Genomic DNA, 16316 nt, shown 5'->3' with positions numbered 1-16316 from the left:
CTCCTCAGTCTTTCACGTCGTCGCCCGCCGGTTCGAGGGAGTCGTGCTCTTCGGCGAGGTGGCGGCGCTCGATGCGTTCGAGCACCTTCTTGCCGATGTAGACGAGCAGGAGGAAGACGACGATGATGCCGACGAACACGTATCCGGCGTAGTGGATCCGGTCCGAGAGTTCGTAGTAGGCGCCTGCGGCCGTCGCGGCGACGGTGATGTACAGGCTCGCCCAGACGATGCACGCCGGCGCCGTCCACGCCAGGAAGCGGCGGTAGCGGTAGCCGCTCATGCCGACGGTGAGCGGCACGAGCGAGTGGAGCACGGGGAGGAAGCGCGAGAGGAAGATGGCGGGACCCCCGCGGCGGCGCAGGTATCGGTCGGCCCGCTCCCAGTTGCGGTCGCCGAGCCTCTGTCCCAGGCGCGACGCGCGGATGCGCGGGCCGAAGTAGCGCCCCAGCCAGAAACCGAGGCTCTCGCCGGCGAGCGAGCCGATGACGACGGCCACCCCGAGCAGCACGCCCTCCCACGGCGACGCGATCGCGGTGCCGGCGACGATGACGATGGAGTCACCCGGGACGACGAGACCGACCAGCACGCTCGTCTCGAGCATCATCGCGATTCCGGCGACGAGCGTGCGCACCACGGGATCGACGTCCTGAACAACGCCGAGCAGCCACGTGAGGATCTCGTTCACCTCGCTCAGCCTAGGGCCGCCGGATCGCCCTAGCCTGGGAGCGTGCCGCGTTCTGTCTCCCCGGTCGTCCTCCCGCGCTGGCGCGACCCCGAGGACGTCTTCGCCGCGCTGTACGCGACCGCTCCGCACGCGTTCTGGCTCGACGCGGGTGCGGACTCGCCGTCGGGCTGGAGCTACCTCGGCACGGGCATCCCCGCCGACGCCGAAGCGCCTCTTTCGATGGATGCCGCGCACCCGGTCGCCCACGACGCCACCGGCCCCGCCTTCCGCGGCGGCTGGGTGGGCTGGGTCTCCTACGAGGGGGTTCCCACCTGGCTGCGCGTCGAGGAGATGCTCGCGTTCGACCACGCGGCACGCCGGGTCTGGGCGTTCTCCACCGCCGGTTCCGCCGAGGATCTCGCCCGGGCCGCCGACGCCGCCCCGACCGCTCCGACGGTCCCGGAGGCCGAGCCCCGGGGCGTGGCATCCGGGCGCCACACCCCCGAGGAGTACGCGGAGCTCATCGCCGCCTGCCGGGAACGCATCGCCGACGGCGACGCCTACCAGCTGTGTCTCACCACGCGCTTCCGGCTGGCCGGCGCGGTCGACGCCCTTCCGGCGTTCCGCCGCCTGCGGCGGCACGCGTCCTCCCACCACGCCGCTTTCCTGCGCCAGGGCGAGGTGACGCTGGTGAGCGCCTCACCCGAGCGGTTCCTCGACGTGCGCGGCGGGCGCGTCCACACCCACCCGATCAAGGGCACCCGCCCGCGGCATCCCGACCCGGAGCTCGACCGAGCGCTCGCGGAAGAACTTCGGACGGATGCCAAGGAGCGCGCCGAGAACGTCATGATCGTCGACCTCATGCGCAACGACCTGTCACGGGTGTGCGAGCCGTCGTCGGTCGGCGTCGACCGGTTGCTCGACGTCGAGACGTATCCGACCGTGCATCAGCTGGTCAGCGAGGTCTCGGGGACGCTCCGCCCCGGCACCGCGATCGGCGATCTCCTGACCGCGACGTTCCCGGCGGGGAGCATGACGGGTGCCCCCAAGGCGTCGGCGATGGGAATCCTCGCGGGGCTGGAGGGAGCGCCGCGCGGCGTCTACTCGGGCGCGTTCGGCTGGGTCGGCGATGACGGGTCGGCCGATCTCGCCATGGTCATCCGGAGCATCGTCGTCGAGCCGGATGCCACCTGGGTCGGCGCCGGAGGGGGCATCACGTGGCGGTCGGTCGCGGCATCCGAGGTCGCCGAGGTGGGCATCAAGGCCCGTGCTCCGCTCGCGGCCATCGGTGCGGTCGTCCCGGCCGGATGGTGAGCGCCCGCGCGCGCCGGAAGACGCTCCGCGGGGTCCGGTAGCCTGGACGTTGGCCCATGTGGTCTCCCGACTTTCACGATTGGTCTCACCCGTGTCACAGAACGTTCCTTCCGTGCCGTCCGTCGACGGAGGCTTCGACCCCCATGCGATCCAGGCGAAGTGGCAGCAGGCGTGGGCCGAGAAAGACCCGTTCCGCGCCGGCGGCGACACCGACACCCGCCCGCGCAAGTACGTCCTCGCGATGTTCCCGTACCCCTCGGGCGACCTGCACATGGGGCACGCCGAGAACTACCTCTACTCCGACATCGTCGCGCGATTCTGGCGCCACCGCGGCTACAACGTGCTCAACCCCATCGGGTGGGACTCGTTCGGGCTCCCCGCCGAGAACGCCGCGATCAAGCGCGGGGCCGACCCGGTGGAGTGGACCTACTCCAACATCGCCCAGCAGAAGGAGAGCCTGAAGGACTACGGCGTCTCGTTCGACTGGAGCCGCGTGCTGCACACCAGCGACCCCGAGTACTACCGCTGGAACCAGTGGCTGTTCCAGAAGCTGTACGAGAAGGGCCTCGCGTACCGCAAGGATGCCCTGGTCAACTGGGACCCGGTGGACCAGACGGTGCTCGCCAACGAGCAGGTGCTGCCCGACGGCACGAGCGAGCGCAGCGGCGCGGTCGTCGTCAAGAAGAAGCTGACCCAGTGGTTCCTGCGGATCACCGACTACGCCGACCGTCTGCTCGACGACCTGAACCAGCTCGAGGGCTTCTGGCCGCAGAAGGTCATCCAGATGCAGCGCAACTGGATCGGTCGCTCGGTCGGTGCCGACATCGAGTTCGAGATCGAAGGCCGCGCCGAGAAGATCACCGTCTTCTCCACGCGCCCCGACACCCTGCACGGCGCGACGTTCTTCGTCGTGGCGCCCGAGTCCGACCTCGCGGCCGAGCTCGCGGCATCCGCCGACATCGAGGTGCGACAGACCTTCCAGGCGTACCTCGAGCAGGTGCAGCGCGCGACCGACATCGAGCGGCAGGCCACCGACCGTCCGAAGACCGGCGTGTTCCTCGGCCACCACGCGATCAACCCGATCAACGGCGAGAAGCTGCCGATCTGGGCCGCCGACTACGTGCTGGCCGACTACGGCCACGGTGCGGTCATGGCCGTGCCCGCGCACGACCAGCGCGACCTCGACTTCGCCCGCGCGTTCGACCTGCCCGTGAAGGTCGTCGTCGACACGAACGCCCCGGTCACGGGTGCGATCCCCGTCATCGAGCTCGACGACGACGGGGTGCCGATCGACCCGCTCGGCGACGTCGACGACCTCGACCCCGTCAAGACCGGCGTCGCACTGACCGGTGACGGGCGCATGATCAACTCCGGCTCGCTCAACGGCCTGTCCAAGCGCAACGCGATCGCGCGCATGATCGAAGAGCTCGAGGCCAAGGGCGTCGGCCGCGCCGCGAAGACCTATCGCCTGCGCGACTGGCTCATCTCGCGCCAGCGGTACTGGGGCACCCCGATCCCGATGCTGCACGCTGAGGACGGCACCATCGTTCCCGTCCCCGAGGACGAGCTCCCCGTCGTGCTGCCGTCGGTCGAGGGCCTCGACCTCAAGCCCAAGGGCTCGTCGCCGCTCGGCGCCGCCACGGAGTGGGTCGAGGTCACCGACCCCGAGACCGGGCAGAAGATGCTGCGCGACCCCGACACGATGGACACGTTCGTCGACAGCTCGTGGTACTTCCTGCGCTTCCTCTCGCCGAACGACCCGAACGAGGCGTTCTCGCTGCCCGAGGCCCGCAAGTGGGGTCCGGTCGACTTCTACATCGGCGGCGTCGAGCACGCGATCCTGCACCTGCTCTACGCGCGCTTCATCACGAAGGCGCTGTTCGACATGGGCCTGGTGGAGTTCACCGAGCCGTTCTCGAGCCTGATCAACCAGGGCATGGTGATCCTCGACGGCGCCAAGATGTCCAAGAGCAAGGGCAACCTCGTGCTCTTCCAGGAGGAGCTCGACGCCCACGGCGCCGACGCTCTGCGCGTGGCGCTCGCCTTCGCCGGTCCGGTGGAGGACGACAAGGACTGGAACGACGTCTCCACCACGGGCGCGGCGAAGTTCCTCGCCCGTGCGCTCCGCATCGCGCACGACGTCGACAGCGAGACCGACGTCGTGTGGGCCGAGGGCGACGCGGCGCTCCGCCGCGTGACGCACCGCCTCCTGGCCGAGGCGCCGAACCTCATCGAGCAGACGAAGTTCAACGTCGTCGTCGCCCGCCTCATGGAGCTGGTGAACGCCACCCGCAAGGCCATCGACGGTGCCGCCGGCGCGAGCGACCCGGCCGTGCGCGAAGCCGCCGAGGTCATCGCCATGACCCTCGACCTCTTCGCCCCGCACACCGCGGAGGAGATGTGGCAGACGCTCGGCTACGACGGCTTCGTCGGGCTCCAGACCTGGCGTCAGGCCGATCCGACGCTGCTCGTGGAAGACACCGTGACCGCGGTCGTGCAGATCGACGGCAAGGTGCGCGGCACGCTCGAGGTCTCGGCCAAGATCGGCGCCGACGCGCTCGAGGCCGCCGCCCGCGCCGACGAGAAGGTGCGACGCGCCCTCGGCGACCGCGAGATCGTGCGCGCCGTCGTGCGCCCGCCCAAGGTGGTCAGCTTCTCGACGAAGTAAGCGGTTCCGGATGCCACGTCCCCGGTGCTCTGAAGAGCGCGGGGGCGTGGCATCCGTCGTTCACGGGCGGGCGAGGGCGTACTCGGTGCCGGAGCGCGTGCGCTCGATCAGCCCCTCGTCCACGAGGTAGCGACGGATCGCGGCGACGTCGTCGACGATGGCGGCAAGCCGTTCGTTGATCTCGCGTTCGGTCAGGCGTTCGTCGTCGACGAGGATCCGGGATGCCACGGCTGCCAGCACCTCGCGTCGATCACCGGCGCGGGACGGGTAGCCCGTCAGGCGGCCCTCGGTGAAGAACCGATCGACGCCGGTGGCACGCGCGGGCCGCGGGGCGGCGGCGAGGGCGTCGGCGAAGACGGTGGCCGACACGGCGTAGCCGTCGGGCGTCTCAGCGATCAGACCGGCCGAGGTGAGCGCGGTCGTGACCCGCCGGGCGCGCGCGGGCGCCAGGGCGGCGACGGCGGCGTCGAGCCGCTCGCCGAGCACGACGCGCGCGTAGACCTCGCGGGCCGCGTCGTCGGAGAGGGCGGCGAGGATCGCGCGCCAGGCGTTCTCGTTCATCCCTTCAGGCTAGGTGCGGGTCCTCCCCACCGCACCGATCGACCGAGTTGTTCACGGTTCGCGCCCGTGGGCCCCCGGACGGGACGGGCGACTTCGTAGCGTGCTGGTGTGACCACCGCCCCCGAACCCGAGGAGCCCGCGCCGCGGCTCGCTCCGCGTCGGCGTCTGGGTGTCGGCGCGGTGATCGTGCTCGTGCTGCTGGCGTTCGCCGTCACGGTGGGCATCGGGATCTTCCGCGGGGCCACGGGCGCAGAGACGGTCGCCTCCTCGTCCACGCCCGCTCCGACGGAGAGCGGCCCGCCCTCCGCAGGGGTGTACGTGCACGTGGCGGGGGCCGTTCGCGCGGCCGGCCTCTACCGACTCGAGGTGGGCGATCGGGTCGCGGATGCAGTCGCACGGGCGGGTGGATTCGCCGACGACGCCGCCCGCGACGGGGTGAACCTGGCACGCGCGGTCACCGACGGGGAGCAGATCGTGGTGCCCGTCGTGGGAGCGGAGCCGGCAGCTGCGGCAGCGACCGGAGCGGCGACATCGGGGCCGCTGGATCTCAACTCCGCGACGCGGGAGCAGCTCGATGCGCTGCCGCGGATCGGCCCGGCGCTCGCGGATCGCATCCTCGCCTGGCGTGACGAGAACGGCCGTTTCACGAGCGTGGACGACCTCGGATCGGTCCCGGGGATCGGCGACAAGATGCTCGCGACCCTGCGGGATCTGGTGCGGGTATGAGTGAGCGACGGGCCCTCCGGAAGCGGGCGTGGCGACCGCTCGCCGTGGCGACCGCCACATGGAGCGGTGCCGCCGTCACGACCGCGGCCCCGGCGGCGTGGATGGTGGCGGTCGGACTCGCGGTGACGTCCGCGGCCGTCGCCGTCGTCTTCGTCCGATTCCGGCGCCCGGCGCTGCTGGTCGTGACGATCGCACTGGCGTGCGCCGCGGCCTCGGGAGGAACAGTGGCCACGCTCGCGCCCACCCGACAGGCCGTCGCCGACCTCGAGATCGACGGGGGCCGCCATCTGCGCGTGACGGCGACTATCACGGGCCACGTGTCCGGCAGCGCCGACGGCGGGGCCTGGTTCGATGCGACGGTATCGACCGTGTCCGCGGGCGAGACGACCGTTCGTGGGGTGATCCCCGCCCGGATCGGGGTCGACGCCGAGGAACGGGAGCGCCTCTCCGTCGCGGGGCAGGGGAGTGAGATCGTGCTCTCGGGACGGGCGATCCCGGCGGATCCGGCCGAGCGGGCGGCCCTCGTGCTCCGCGCGAACGAGGTCGAGCGCGCCCCTCCGCCGCAGGGGGTGTGGGCGACGTTCGAGGGACTGCGCGACGGACTCGTCGCCTCCACCCGCGGACTGCCGCAGCCCGGCGCCGGACTCATCCCCGGACTGGCCGTCGGCGATACGTCGGGTCTCGACGCCGCCACCGAGACGGCCATGACCGAATCGTCGCTGTCGCACCTGACGGCGGTGTCGGGAGCGAACTGCGCCCTCGTGGTCGGGGCGGCCTTCGCGCTCCTGGCCGTGTGCGGGGCCCGGCGGTGGGTCCGGGTCACGGGCGCGCTCCTCGTCCTCGTCGGTTTCGTCGTGCTCGTCACTCCCGAACCGAGCGTCGTCCGCGCCGCCGCGATGAGTGCAATCGGCATCCTCGCCCTCGGGTTCGGTCGGCTCACGGTCGGGATCGCCGTGCTCGCCGCCGCGGTCACCGCACTCCTCATCGCCGACCCGTGGCTGTGCCGCTCTCTCGGTTTCGCGCTGTCGACGGCCGCCACCGCCGCCCTTCTCGTGCTCGCCCGCCCCCTGGCGGACGGCCTCGGACGATGGATGCCCCGTCCTCTCGCGCTCGCCCTCGCGGTGCCGACGTCCGCGCAGCTGGCGTGCGGTCCGCTCATCGTGCTGATCGACCCGCACGTGCCGCTGCTCGGCGTCGCGGCGAACCTGCTCGCCGACCCGGCGGCGGCACCCGCGACGATCGCCGGAGCGCTGGCCTGCGTCGCGCCGTTCCCGTGGCTGCGCGACGGGTTGACGGCGATCGCCTGGCTCCCGGCGGCATGGATCGCGGGCGTCGCGCACACGACCGCCTCCTCGACGGCGCAGAACCTCCCCTGGCCGGACGGTCTCCCGGGGGCGGCACTGCTCGCGGTCATCGGCGCCGCCTTCGCGGTGGCGCTCACCCGACCCCGGCGTGTGCCGCGGCTGACCGCCCTGGCCACGCTGGTCGTCGCGATCCTGGTCGGCGCGATCGCCGGGACGAGCACGATCCGCACCGTCGGTGGCGCGCTCACCGTGCCGACCGGATGGCAGGTGGCCATGTGCGACGTCGGACAGGGCGACGCCACGCTGTGGCGGTCCGGCGACGCCGTGGCCCTCGTCGACACCGGGCCCGAGCCCGAACCGCTCGCCGAGTGCCTCCGGACGTTCGGGATCGATCGTCTCGACCTGGTCGTGCTCACCCACTTCGACAAGGATCACGTCGGCGGATCGTCGGCGATCGTCGGGAAGGCGGACGTCGTCGTGCACGGCCCGGCCGGCGAAACCGCCGACCAGAGGCTGCTCGATCGATACTCGGCCGGTGGCGCCCGCCTGGTCGCCGCGGCGATCGGGATGACCGGACAGGTCGGGAGCACGCGCTGGCAGGCCCTCGGCCCCCTGCCGGGGATGGAGCCGGGCAATGACGCCAGCGTCGTGATCGAGGTCACGGGCGCGGGGTTCCCGCGCACGATGATGCTCGGCGACCTCGGGGAGGAGCCGCAGGCCGCCTTCCTCCGCCGAGTCGACGTTCCCCGCGTCGAGATCGTGAAGGTCTCTCATCACGGCAGCGCCGACCAGGATCCCGAGCTCTACGAACGTCTGCACGCCGACCTGGGTCTCATCGGCGTCGGCGCCGGCAACAGCTACGGGCACCCGACCGAACGACTGCTCGAGATGCTGCGACGGAACGGCACGGTCACGGCACGCACCGACACCGACGGCATCCTCGCGGCCTGGCACGACGAGGCCGGCAGGCTCACGCTGTGGCGGGAACGCCCGTCATGAACGCGAGGTCACCGGACCCGGGCATCCGTCACTCCGAGGGGAGCAACCCGCACGCGTCCATGGTCCACAGGAGAAAGGCCTGGTAGTCCGGATCGGTGGAAACGGCGGTGACGGCCTGCGACTGCAGGATCCGAGGGTCCGTCCCGATATCGGCGACGAGCGCGTCCGCGGGGAAGTCGGCGAGGATCGAGACCGTCTCCTCCGCCGCGGCGACGAACGTCTCGGCACCCGCAGCGACCTCCGGCGACGCCCCCTCGATCGGCAGAAGCGCCCGCGCGGCGTCCGCCTGCGCCTGGCGGGCGACGATGTCCTCGGCCACGGTTCCCTGCACCGCCGCGCTCGCCGCGGCGTTCGCCGCGCAGAACGTCTCGACGCGATCCGTCCCGGCGGGGGCGCTCGGGACCGGAGTCGGCTGCGGTGATGAGGGTGCGGCGGCAGAGGCCACGGGCGCACCCTCGTCCGAGCGGGGCGCGGCACACGCGGAGACGCTCAGACCGAGCGACAGAAGAAGTACGCACACACCGCCCACGGCGGAACGGCGGGCGAGGAGTCCCCTCGACCTTTGCGATGCGTGCATGAGAACTCGCCCTCCCCGTCGGCATCGAGACCCGAACAGCCTGGCACGGACGATCGCCCTGCCTCAAACCGGCGCCCACGTGCGGCGGCGGTCGCCGGCATCCGTGTCCGACCCGGTCGGTAGGCTGGGGGAGTGACCCCGGCACCCCGACGCTCCGCCCCCGCGAAGGCGAAGTCGGCCATCCCGCAGATCGGCTGGCGGACGCCACAACCCGCGCCGATCGTGCTGGTGTCGGGCCCCGAAGAGGTCTGTGCGGAGCGCGCGATCGCGGGGGTCCGCGAGTTCCTCAAGAGCGAAGACCCGAGCCTCGAGGTCACCGACGTCCGCGCCGACGACTACACCGCAGGAACCCTGCTCGCCGTCACCTCGCCCTCCCTGTTCGGCGAACCGCGCCTGGTGCGCGTCGGCGGCGTCGAGAAGTGCTCCGACACGTTCCTCACCGAGGCGCTCGCGTACCTCGAGCACCCGCAAGACGGTGCGACGGTCGTCCTGCGGCATACCGGCGCGAGCGTGCGCGGCAAGAAACTTCTGGATGCCATCCGCGCGGGCCAGGGGAGCGGCATCGAGATCGCGTGCCCCGCGATCAAGCGCGACTCCGACCGCTTCGACTTCGCGGTCGGCGAGTTCAAGGCGGCGCAGAAGAGAATCGCCCCCGTGGCCCTGCGGTCCCTGGTCTCGGCGTTCGCCGACGACCTCACCGAGCTCGCGGCCGCGTGCCAGCAGCTCATCGCCGACGTCCCCGGCGACATCGACGAGCGCACCGTCGAGCGCTACTACGGCGGCCGCGTCGAGACCTCCGCGTTCACGGTGGCCGACACGGCGATCGCCGGGCACTACGGCCAGGCCCTCCTCGCGCTGCGGCACGCCCTGGCATCCGGAGCCGACCCCGTGCCCCTCGTCGCCGCCGTCGCCATGAAGCTCCGCACCATGGCGCGAGTGGCCGGCAACCGCGAGTCGTCGTCCGCGCTGGCGCAGCGCCTCGGCATGAAGGACTGGCAAGTCGATCGCGCGCGCCGCGACCTCGTCGGCTGGAGCGCCTCGACGCTGGGCATGGCGATCCACGCCACCGCGCGCGCCGATGCCGAGGTCAAGGGCGCCTCCCGCGACGCGGTGTTCGCCCTTGAGCGCATGATCACGATCATCGCCACCCGCCAGCCCTACGGCCGCTGACCCGCTGCAGACCGTTCGCCGCGATCCTGCGCGGTGCTGCCGCGCGCGGAGAGCCCGGTCGCGGACATGACGCTCGGAGCGGGACTGCCGCGACGGGAGGAGATTCGGCCGGGGGAGGACGCGATCGAGCTCCCGCGTCCTCCGCTCGCCGAATCTCCTCCCCTCACCGCCCGCTCACCGCCCGCTCACCGCCCGCTCACCGCCCCGGCCGGCCGCCGACCCGGCCCGCGGCCTCGCCATCCCCCCGCAAACGACGAAGCCCGCCCCGCGCTGCGGGACGGGCTGTCGAAGAGAGGCGGCTCAGAGAGCGGCGACCTGCTTCGCGATGGCCGACTTGCGGTTCGCGGCCTGGTTCTGGTGGATGACACCCTTGCTCACGGCCTTGTCGAGCTTCTTGCCGGCGAGGACGAGCGCCTTCTCGGCGGCTTCCTTGTCACCGGCGAGGACGGCCTCGCGCGTGCGACGCACGTGCGTCTTCAGCTCGCTCTTGACGGCCTTGTTGCGCTCGCGCGCCTTCTCGTTGGTCTTGTTGCGCTTGATCTGCGACTTGATGTTCGCCACGTCGACGGTCTTTCGTTTGAGTGAGTGTTGGAAGTGCCGGGCGAGCGGTAGAGGGGCGCTGCACCGGCGGTCGTGGAGGTCGGGAAAAACCCCACACGCAAGCCAAGGACCGAGTCTATCAGGTCGTGGCTTCCACCGTGGTGAGCGCCACGTCGAGCAGCGCGTTGAACACGCGGGGCCGCATGGCCGTCACGAGATGCGTCGTGCGCGGCACCACGATCAGCTCCGCGTCGCGCGCGATCGAGGTGAACAGCTTCTCGTTCACCCGCAGCTGATCCCACTGGCCGTTGACGAACCACATCGGCACGTCGATCCGCCGCAGCGCCGCCAACAGGTCGAGCACCGACAACGACGCGAGCGCGGTGTCCTGCGCGTCGAAGGCGTAACCGCCCGCGCCGAAGTCCTCCCGCGTCTCGGGCGGGAGGGTGCGGTCGAGCACGATGTTGGTCAACCCCAGCCCCCGGTCCGGCAGACCGTCGAACCGCCGTGCGAGGAAGCGGTACGCGGCGAGGCCGACGCCGCGGGGAACGGAGGTGCAGGATGCGGCGATGAACGCCGCGACCGGCGGCGGATCCTCGCGACCGACGTACTCGATCGACAGCAGTCCGCCCATCGAGTGCCCCACGAGCAGCACGGGACCGCGGGTCGCGGCATCCCGAACCGCCCGATCGATCGTCGCGAACGCCTCATCCAGCGTGAAGTCCTCGCCGCGGCGGGTGCCGTGCCCGGGCAGATCCACCGCGGTGACCGGATTCCCCCGCTCCCGCAGGTGCGCGACCTGCGCCCGCCACATGGTCGCGGACGTGCGGATGCCGTGCACGAGAACGACCTGGACCGTCATGGCATCCACCCTACGAACGGCGCCTGTGCACCGGCTCGGGGACGGGGATGTCCGCTCCCGCCCGTAGAATCGACGGAACATGTCACCGCGCGCCCTGAAGCCCCTCGAGCCGTCCGCCACCCCGCCGGCGCAGATCCGCAACTTCTGCATCATCGCCCACATCGACCACGGCAAGTCGACGTTGGCCGACCGCATGCTGCAGATCACCGGCGTCGTCGCCGACCGCGACATGCGCGCGCAGTACCTCGACCGCATGGACATCGAGCGCGAGCGCGGCATCACCATCAAGTCGCAGGCCGTGCGCATGCCGTGGGCCGTCGACGGCGAGACGTTCGCCCTGAACATGATCGACACGCCCGGTCACGTCGACTTCACGTACGAGGTCAGTCGCTCGCTCGCCGCGTGCGAGGGCGCGATCCTCCTCGTCGACGCCGCGCAAGGCATCGAGGCCCAGACGCTCGCGAACCTCTACCTCGCGCTCGAGAACGATCTGACGATCATCCCGGTGCTGAACAAGATCGACCTTCCGGCCGCCGACCCCGAGAAGTACGCGGCCGAACTCGCCGGACTCATCGGCGGCAAGCCCGAAGACGTGCTCCGGGTGAGCGGCAAGACCGGCATGGGCGTCGAAGACCTGCTCGACCTCATCGTCGAGAAGATCCCGGCTCCGGTGGGGAAGGCCGACGCCCCCGCCCGCGCCATGATCTTCGACTCCGTGTACGACGCCTACCGCGGTGTCGTGACCTACGTCCGCATGGTCGACGGCGCGCTGTCGCCGCGCGAGCGCATCCAGATGATGTCGACCACCGCGACGCATGAGCTGCTCGAGATCGGCGTCTCCAGCCCCGAGCCCGTACCCACGAGGGGTCTCGGCGTCGGTGAGGTCGGCTACCTCATCACCGGCGTGAAGGACGTGCGGCAGTCGAAGGTCGGCGACACGATCACCAATCACCGCAAGCCCGCCACCGAGGCCCTCGCCGGGTACACCGACCCGAAGCCCATGGTCTTCTCGGGCATCTACCCGATCGACGGCAGCGACTACGCGGAGCTGCGCGAGGCCCTCGACAAGCTGAAGCTCTCGGATGCCTCGCTGCAGTACGAGCCCGAGACCTCGGTCGCGCTGGGCTTCGGCTTCCGCTGCGGGTTCCTGGGGCTCCTGCACCTCGAGATCATCACCGAGCGCCTCTCGCGCGAGTTCGGTCTCGACCTCATCACCACCGCCCCGTCGGTGACGTACGAGGTCACGACCGACACCGGCGAGGTCGTCTCGGTCACCAACCCGAGCGAATACCCCGACGGGCGCGTCGCCGAAGTGTCCGAGCCCATCGTGAAGGTCGGCATCCTGCTTCCGAAGGACTACGTAGGCACGGTCATGGAGCTCTGCCAGTCGCGCCGCGGCACCCTGCTCGGCATGGACTACCTCAGCGAAGACCGCGTCGAGCTCCGCTACAACATGCCGCTCGGCGAGATCGTCTTCGATTTCTTCGACCACCTGAAGTCCCGCACGCAGGGGTACGCGAGCCTCGACTACGAACCGGCCGGTCAGCAGACCGCCGACCTCGTGAAGGTCGACATCCTGCTGCAGGGCGAGAAGGTGGATGCCTTCAGCTCGATCGTCCACCGCGAGAAGGCGTACGGCTACGGCACGATGATGACCGAGCGCCTGCGCAAACTCATCCCGCGGCAGCAGTTCGAAGTGCCCATCCAGGCCGCCATCGGCGCCCGCATCATCGCGCGCGAGAACATCCGCGCGATCCGGAAAGACGTTCTGGCCAAGTGCTACGGCGGTGACATCACCCGCAAGCGCAAGCTGCTCGAGAAGCAGAAGGAAGGCAAGAAGCGCATGAAGATGGTGGGTCGCGTCGAGGTTCCCCAGGAGGCGTTCATCGCCGCCCTGTCCGGCGACGTCGAGACCAAGAAGTAGCGCTCACAACCGAGAGGGGTGGATATGCGCAGGCAGAACTTCACCGACGACACGGTCGACTATGCGGCGGTCGGCGCCACCCAGGCGCACGACCTCATGCAGTATCCGCCCGAGCACTCGGTGCCCGCGGAAGAGGCGTGGCGCATCGGCAGCGGCGAGGAGCGGTTCACCGCCGCCGGCGACCTGTTGCTGTCCTGGGCGCCGCTGCGGTCCGAGGAGCTGAGCATCAGCGACGTGCGCCCGGCCACCGACGGCGGCTACTCGGGTGTGGCTTTCGATGCCGACGGCGCTCCGGTCGCCCCCAGTCGCCTCGAATCCGAGCAGCGGTTCGCGGCCGACGGCACGCCCTTCGTCCGCCCCGGCACGAGCGTCCGCGTCCACGGCAAGGTCGACGGGCACCGGGCCGACGCCCATCTGCGCGTGATCTCGGTGTTCGAGGAGCCGCGACGGGTGGGATACATCCTCGGCACCGTCGGACACTCGATCGTCAGCGGCGAAGAGCTGTTCTCGGTCGAGTGGCGCGACAACGACGAGGTGTGGTTCGTGGTGCGGGCTTTCGACCGTCCCACGGCGCCGTCCTACCGCGTGTTCCTCGGTCTCGTCCGCCGTCGCCGTCGCGCACTGTTCCAGCGGTACCTGCGAGCGATCTCGCCGCTGTACACGTCCTGATGGGCGGACCGCTCCCGCTCGGCGATCCGGCCCCCGTCGACGGACACCTGCCCGACGACCTGTCCATCGATCCCGCCGCGGATTTCGGCGTCTACCTGCACGTGCCGTTCTGCCGTGTCCGGTGCGGCTACTGCGACTTCAACACCTACACCTCGAGCGAGCTGCGGGGGGCGCGGCAGGAGGACTTCGCCGACACGCTCACCGCCGAAGTGCGTCTGGCGGGCGCGGTGATGGATGCCACGGGCGCGCGGCGCGCGGCATCCACCGTGTTCTTCGGAGGCGGGACCCCCACCCTGCTGCCGCCGGGCGACCTCGCACGCATGCTCGGATCGGTCCGGGACGAGTTCGGTATCGCCGACGAAGCCGAGGTCACGGTCGAGGCGAATCCCGACACGGTCGACGACCGCGTCGCCGAGACGCTGGCGGCCGCCGGCGTGACGCGACTGTCGATCGGCATGCAGTCCGCGCAGCCGCACGTCCTGGCGGTGCTCGACCGCACGCACGACCCGCGCAACGTCGCGACCGCGGTGGCATCCGCCCGCCGCGCCGGGCTCGACGTCTCGCTCGATCTCATCTACGGTGCGCCGGGGGAGTCGCTCGACGACTGGCGCGCGTCTCTCGAGACGGCCGCGGGGCTGCGGCCCGATCACGTCTCCGCGTACGCGCTGATCGTCGAGGACGGCACGAAGCTCGCCCGGCAGATCCGTTCGGGCGCGGTGCAGATGCCGGACGACGACCTCCAGGCCGACATGTACGAGCTCGCCGACGACCTGCTCGCCGGCGCCGGCTACGACTGGTACGAGGTGTCGAACTGGGCGACCGACCCCGCCCATCGCTCGCGTCACAACCTCGCCTACTGGCGGGGAACGGACTGGTGGGGCTTCGGCCCCGGGGCGCACAGCCACGTCGCCGGGCTCCGCTGGTGGAACGTCAAGCATCCCGCGGCCTACGCCCAGCGGCTGGCGGCGGGGGAGTCCCCGGCGGCGGCACGCGAGCGGCCCGACGAGACCGCCCGGCGCCTGGAGTCCGTGCTGCTGCGCAGCCGCATCCGCGAGGGCCTGCCGGTGTCCGAGCTGCTCGGCGAGGGCCGGAAGGCCGTGGCATCCCTCATCGCCGACGGTCTCATCGAGGGCGCCGACGCCGTGCGCGGACGCATCGTCCTGACACGTCGTGGACGGCTGCTCGCCGACGCCGTCGTGCGGGCTCTCACCGCCTGAGCGCGCTTCCGACTCGGCGGCGGACAGGTGCTCTAGAATTGGCACTCAGGTGTCCGGAGTGCCAGAAGGAGGGAGCCGGCCATGGTGTCAGAACGCGGCCTGCAGGTGCTCCGCGCGATCGTCCAGGACTACGTCGACACGCGCGAGCCCGTCGGAAGCAAGGCGATCGTCGAACGGCACGCCTTCGGCGTGTCGGCGGCGACGATCCGCAACGACATGGCGCTGCTCGAGGACGAGGACCTCATCGTGGCGCCGCACACGTCGTCCGGCCGCGTGCCCACCGACAAGGGCTACCGCGTCTTCGTCGACCACCTCGCCGAGCTGCGACCGCTGTCGACGGCGCAGCGCAGCGCCATCACCTCTTTCCTCGATGAGGCGGGCGACCTCGACGATCTGCTCTCGCGCACCGTCCGGGCGCTGACGCAGCTGACCGGCCAGGTCGCGATCGTCCAGTACCCCTCGTTCGCCCGCGCCAACCTCTCGCACGTCGAGCTCGTCGCCCTCGGCGGCCCTCGGGTGCTCGTCATCCTCGTCACCGACACCGGACGTGTCTCACAGCGCATCGCGCTCGTGCCGATCGAGCCGACCGAGAGCGACATCGTGCAGTTGCGCGCTCGCGTGGGTGCGCTGCTGGTCGGCCGGAGTGTCGCCGACTGCGCGCAGGCGGTCGCCACGGCCGACGGTCCGCGCACTGGAAACGCTCTCGACGCGATCGCGGATGCGGTGCTGCGCGTCGTCGGGGAGGAACTCGAGGAGTTCCGCCAGGACCGTCTGGTCATGGCCGGCGCGGCGACCCTCGCGAAACGCGAATCCGACTTCCGGGGGAGCATCTACCCGCTCCTCGAAGCCATCGAGGAGCAGGTCACCCTGTTGCGGCTGATGACCGAGATGGTCGCCGACGAGCAGGGCCTCTCGGCGAGCATCGGACGGGAGAACGAACCGTTCGGCCTGGTGGAGGCATCCGTCCTCGCCAGTCGGTACGACGGATCCGCCGGCGGCGCGCGCGTGGGGCTCCTCGGTCCCACGCGGATGGACTACTCCTCCAACCTCGCGGCGGTCCGTGCCGTCGCGCACTACCTGACCCGGATGCTCGAAGACGACGAGACCGCTCGTTGACGGGC

At 71.0% G+C, this 16316-nt stretch carries 14 protein-coding genes; 9 read left to right on the top strand and 5 right to left on the bottom strand.

Annotated elements, in window-relative coordinates; genetic code table 11:
• Nucleotides 1-4 precede the first annotated feature (4 nt).
• A complete protein-coding gene (locus tag BGO45_RS01565) occupies nucleotides 5-685 on the bottom strand; it encodes a DedA family protein (RefSeq protein ID WP_292690281.1) in 681 nt (226 codons plus the stop codon).
• Nucleotides 686-727: 42 nt separating this feature from the next.
• On the opposite strand from BGO45_RS01565, the gene pabB reads away from it, so the two are divergent.
• Both pabB and leuS read left to right on the top strand, forming a co-directional pair.
• On the top strand, nucleotides 728-1978 hold the full coding sequence (pabB, locus tag BGO45_RS01560; RefSeq protein ID WP_292690279.1) for an aminodeoxychorismate synthase component I: 1251 nt from the start codon (nucleotides 728-730) through the stop codon (nucleotides 1976-1978).
• 112 nt (nucleotides 1979-2090) lie between these two features.
• Nucleotides 2091-4646 carry a leucine--tRNA ligase gene (leuS, locus tag BGO45_RS01555; RefSeq protein ID WP_292690277.1) on the top strand — a complete coding sequence of 852 codons (2556 nt, stop codon included), beginning with the start codon at nucleotides 2091-2093 and terminating at the stop codon, nucleotides 4644-4646.
• A 60-nt stretch (nucleotides 4647-4706) separates the two neighbouring features.
• Here leuS and BGO45_RS01550 read toward each other — a convergent pair whose 3' ends face one another.
• Nucleotides 4707-5207 carry a DUF2087 domain-containing protein gene (locus BGO45_RS01550; RefSeq protein ID WP_292690275.1) on the bottom strand — a complete coding sequence of 167 codons (501 nt, stop codon included), beginning with the start codon at nucleotides 5205-5207 and terminating at the stop codon, nucleotides 4707-4709.
• Nucleotides 5208-5315: 108 nt separating this feature from the next.
• On the opposite strand from BGO45_RS01550, the gene BGO45_RS01545 reads away from it, so the two are divergent.
• Both BGO45_RS01545 and BGO45_RS01540 read left to right on the top strand, forming a co-directional pair.
• The gene (locus BGO45_RS01545) at nucleotides 5316-5933 is read left to right on the top strand and encodes a ComEA family DNA-binding protein (protein WP_292690273.1); all 618 of its coding nucleotides are present in this window, start codon (nucleotides 5316-5318) and stop codon (nucleotides 5931-5933) included.
• Nucleotides 5930-8236 (top strand): ComEC/Rec2 family competence protein, encoded by a 2307-nt coding sequence (locus BGO45_RS01540; RefSeq protein ID WP_292690271.1) that lies wholly within the window; start codon nucleotides 5930-5932, stop codon nucleotides 8234-8236. Before BGO45_RS01545 ends, BGO45_RS01540 begins: the two co-directional genes overlap by 4 nt.
• A gap of 28 nt (nucleotides 8237-8264) precedes the next feature.
• Here BGO45_RS01540 and BGO45_RS01535 read toward each other — a convergent pair whose 3' ends face one another.
• Nucleotides 8265-8681, bottom strand: a complete 417-nt coding sequence (locus BGO45_RS01535; RefSeq protein WP_292690269.1) for a hypothetical protein — start codon at nucleotides 8679-8681, stop codon at nucleotides 8265-8267.
• 264 nt (nucleotides 8682-8945) lie between these two features.
• On the opposite strand from BGO45_RS01535, the gene holA reads away from it, so the two are divergent.
• The gene (gene holA / locus BGO45_RS01530) at nucleotides 8946-9983 is read left to right on the top strand and encodes a DNA polymerase III subunit delta (RefSeq protein WP_292690267.1); all 1038 of its coding nucleotides are present in this window, start codon (nucleotides 8946-8948) and stop codon (nucleotides 9981-9983) included.
• A gap of 300 nt (nucleotides 9984-10283) precedes the next feature.
• On the opposite strand, the gene rpsT is transcribed toward holA, so the two are convergent.
• Nucleotides 10284-10544, bottom strand: a complete 261-nt coding sequence (rpsT, locus tag BGO45_RS01525; protein ID WP_076490365.1) for a 30S ribosomal protein S20 — start codon at nucleotides 10542-10544, stop codon at nucleotides 10284-10286.
• A 118-nt stretch (nucleotides 10545-10662) separates the two neighbouring features.
• The gene (locus BGO45_RS01520; RefSeq protein ID WP_292690264.1) at nucleotides 10663-11385 is read right to left on the bottom strand and encodes an alpha/beta hydrolase; all 723 of its coding nucleotides are present in this window, start codon (nucleotides 11383-11385) and stop codon (nucleotides 10663-10665) included.
• Between the two features lie 79 nt (nucleotides 11386-11464).
• Here BGO45_RS01520 and lepA point away from each other — a divergent pair, with 79 nt between their 5' ends.
• The 4 genes from lepA to hrcA all read left to right on the top strand — a co-directional run bounded on the left by lepA (nucleotide 11465) and on the right by hrcA (nucleotide 16311).
• Entirely contained in the window at nucleotides 11465-13309 is a 1845-nt protein-coding gene (gene lepA, locus BGO45_RS01515) for a translation elongation factor 4 (RefSeq protein WP_292690262.1), read from the top strand.
• A 24-nt stretch (nucleotides 13310-13333) separates the two neighbouring features.
• Complete coding sequence (locus tag BGO45_RS01510; RefSeq protein WP_292690259.1) at nucleotides 13334-13978, top strand: DUF1990 family protein; 645 nt, start codon at nucleotides 13334-13336, stop codon at nucleotides 13976-13978.
• Nucleotides 13978-15195, top strand: a complete 1218-nt coding sequence (hemW, locus tag BGO45_RS01505) for a radical SAM family heme chaperone HemW (protein ID WP_292690257.1) — start codon at nucleotides 13978-13980, stop codon at nucleotides 15193-15195. The genes BGO45_RS01510 and hemW overlap by 1 nt, the downstream gene beginning before the upstream one ends.
• Nucleotides 15196-15276: 81 nt before the next feature.
• Entirely contained in the window at nucleotides 15277-16311 is a 1035-nt protein-coding gene (gene hrcA / locus BGO45_RS01500; RefSeq protein WP_292690255.1) for a heat-inducible transcriptional repressor HrcA, read from the top strand.
• Nucleotides 16312-16316 lie beyond the last annotated feature (5 nt).

The organism is Microbacterium sp. 71-36 (genome assembly GCF_001898305.1).
Lineage (GTDB): Bacteria > Actinomycetota > Actinomycetes > Actinomycetales > Microbacteriaceae > Microbacterium.
The sequence above is the reverse complement of the archived record's forward strand: the minus strand, read 5'-3'. Positions and strand labels throughout refer to the sequence as shown.

What these genes read in the sequence shown, in the direction of transcription:
- hrcA (WP_292690255.1), top strand. Translation starts at nt 15,277, where the DNA reads ATGGTGTCAGAACGCGGCCTGCAGGTGCTCCGCGCGATCGTCCAGGAC.
- BGO45_RS01520 (WP_292690264.1), bottom strand. Translation starts at nt 11,385, where the DNA reads ATGACGGTCCAGGTCGTTCTCGTGCACGGCATCCGCACGTCCGCGACC.
- BGO45_RS01540 (WP_292690271.1), top strand. Translation starts at nt 5,930, where the DNA reads ATGAGTGAGCGACGGGCCCTCCGGAAGCGGGCGTGGCGACCGCTCGCC.
- lepA (WP_292690262.1), top strand. Translation starts at nt 11,465, where the DNA reads ATGTCACCGCGCGCCCTGAAGCCCCTCGAGCCGTCCGCCACCCCGCCG.
- BGO45_RS01550 (WP_292690275.1), bottom strand. Translation starts at nt 5,207, where the DNA reads ATGAACGAGAACGCCTGGCGCGCGATCCTCGCCGCCCTCTCCGACGAC.
- hemW (WP_292690257.1), top strand. Translation starts at nt 13,978, where the DNA reads ATGGGCGGACCGCTCCCGCTCGGCGATCCGGCCCCCGTCGACGGACAC.
- BGO45_RS01510 (WP_292690259.1), top strand. Translation starts at nt 13,334, where the DNA reads ATGCGCAGGCAGAACTTCACCGACGACACGGTCGACTATGCGGCGGTC.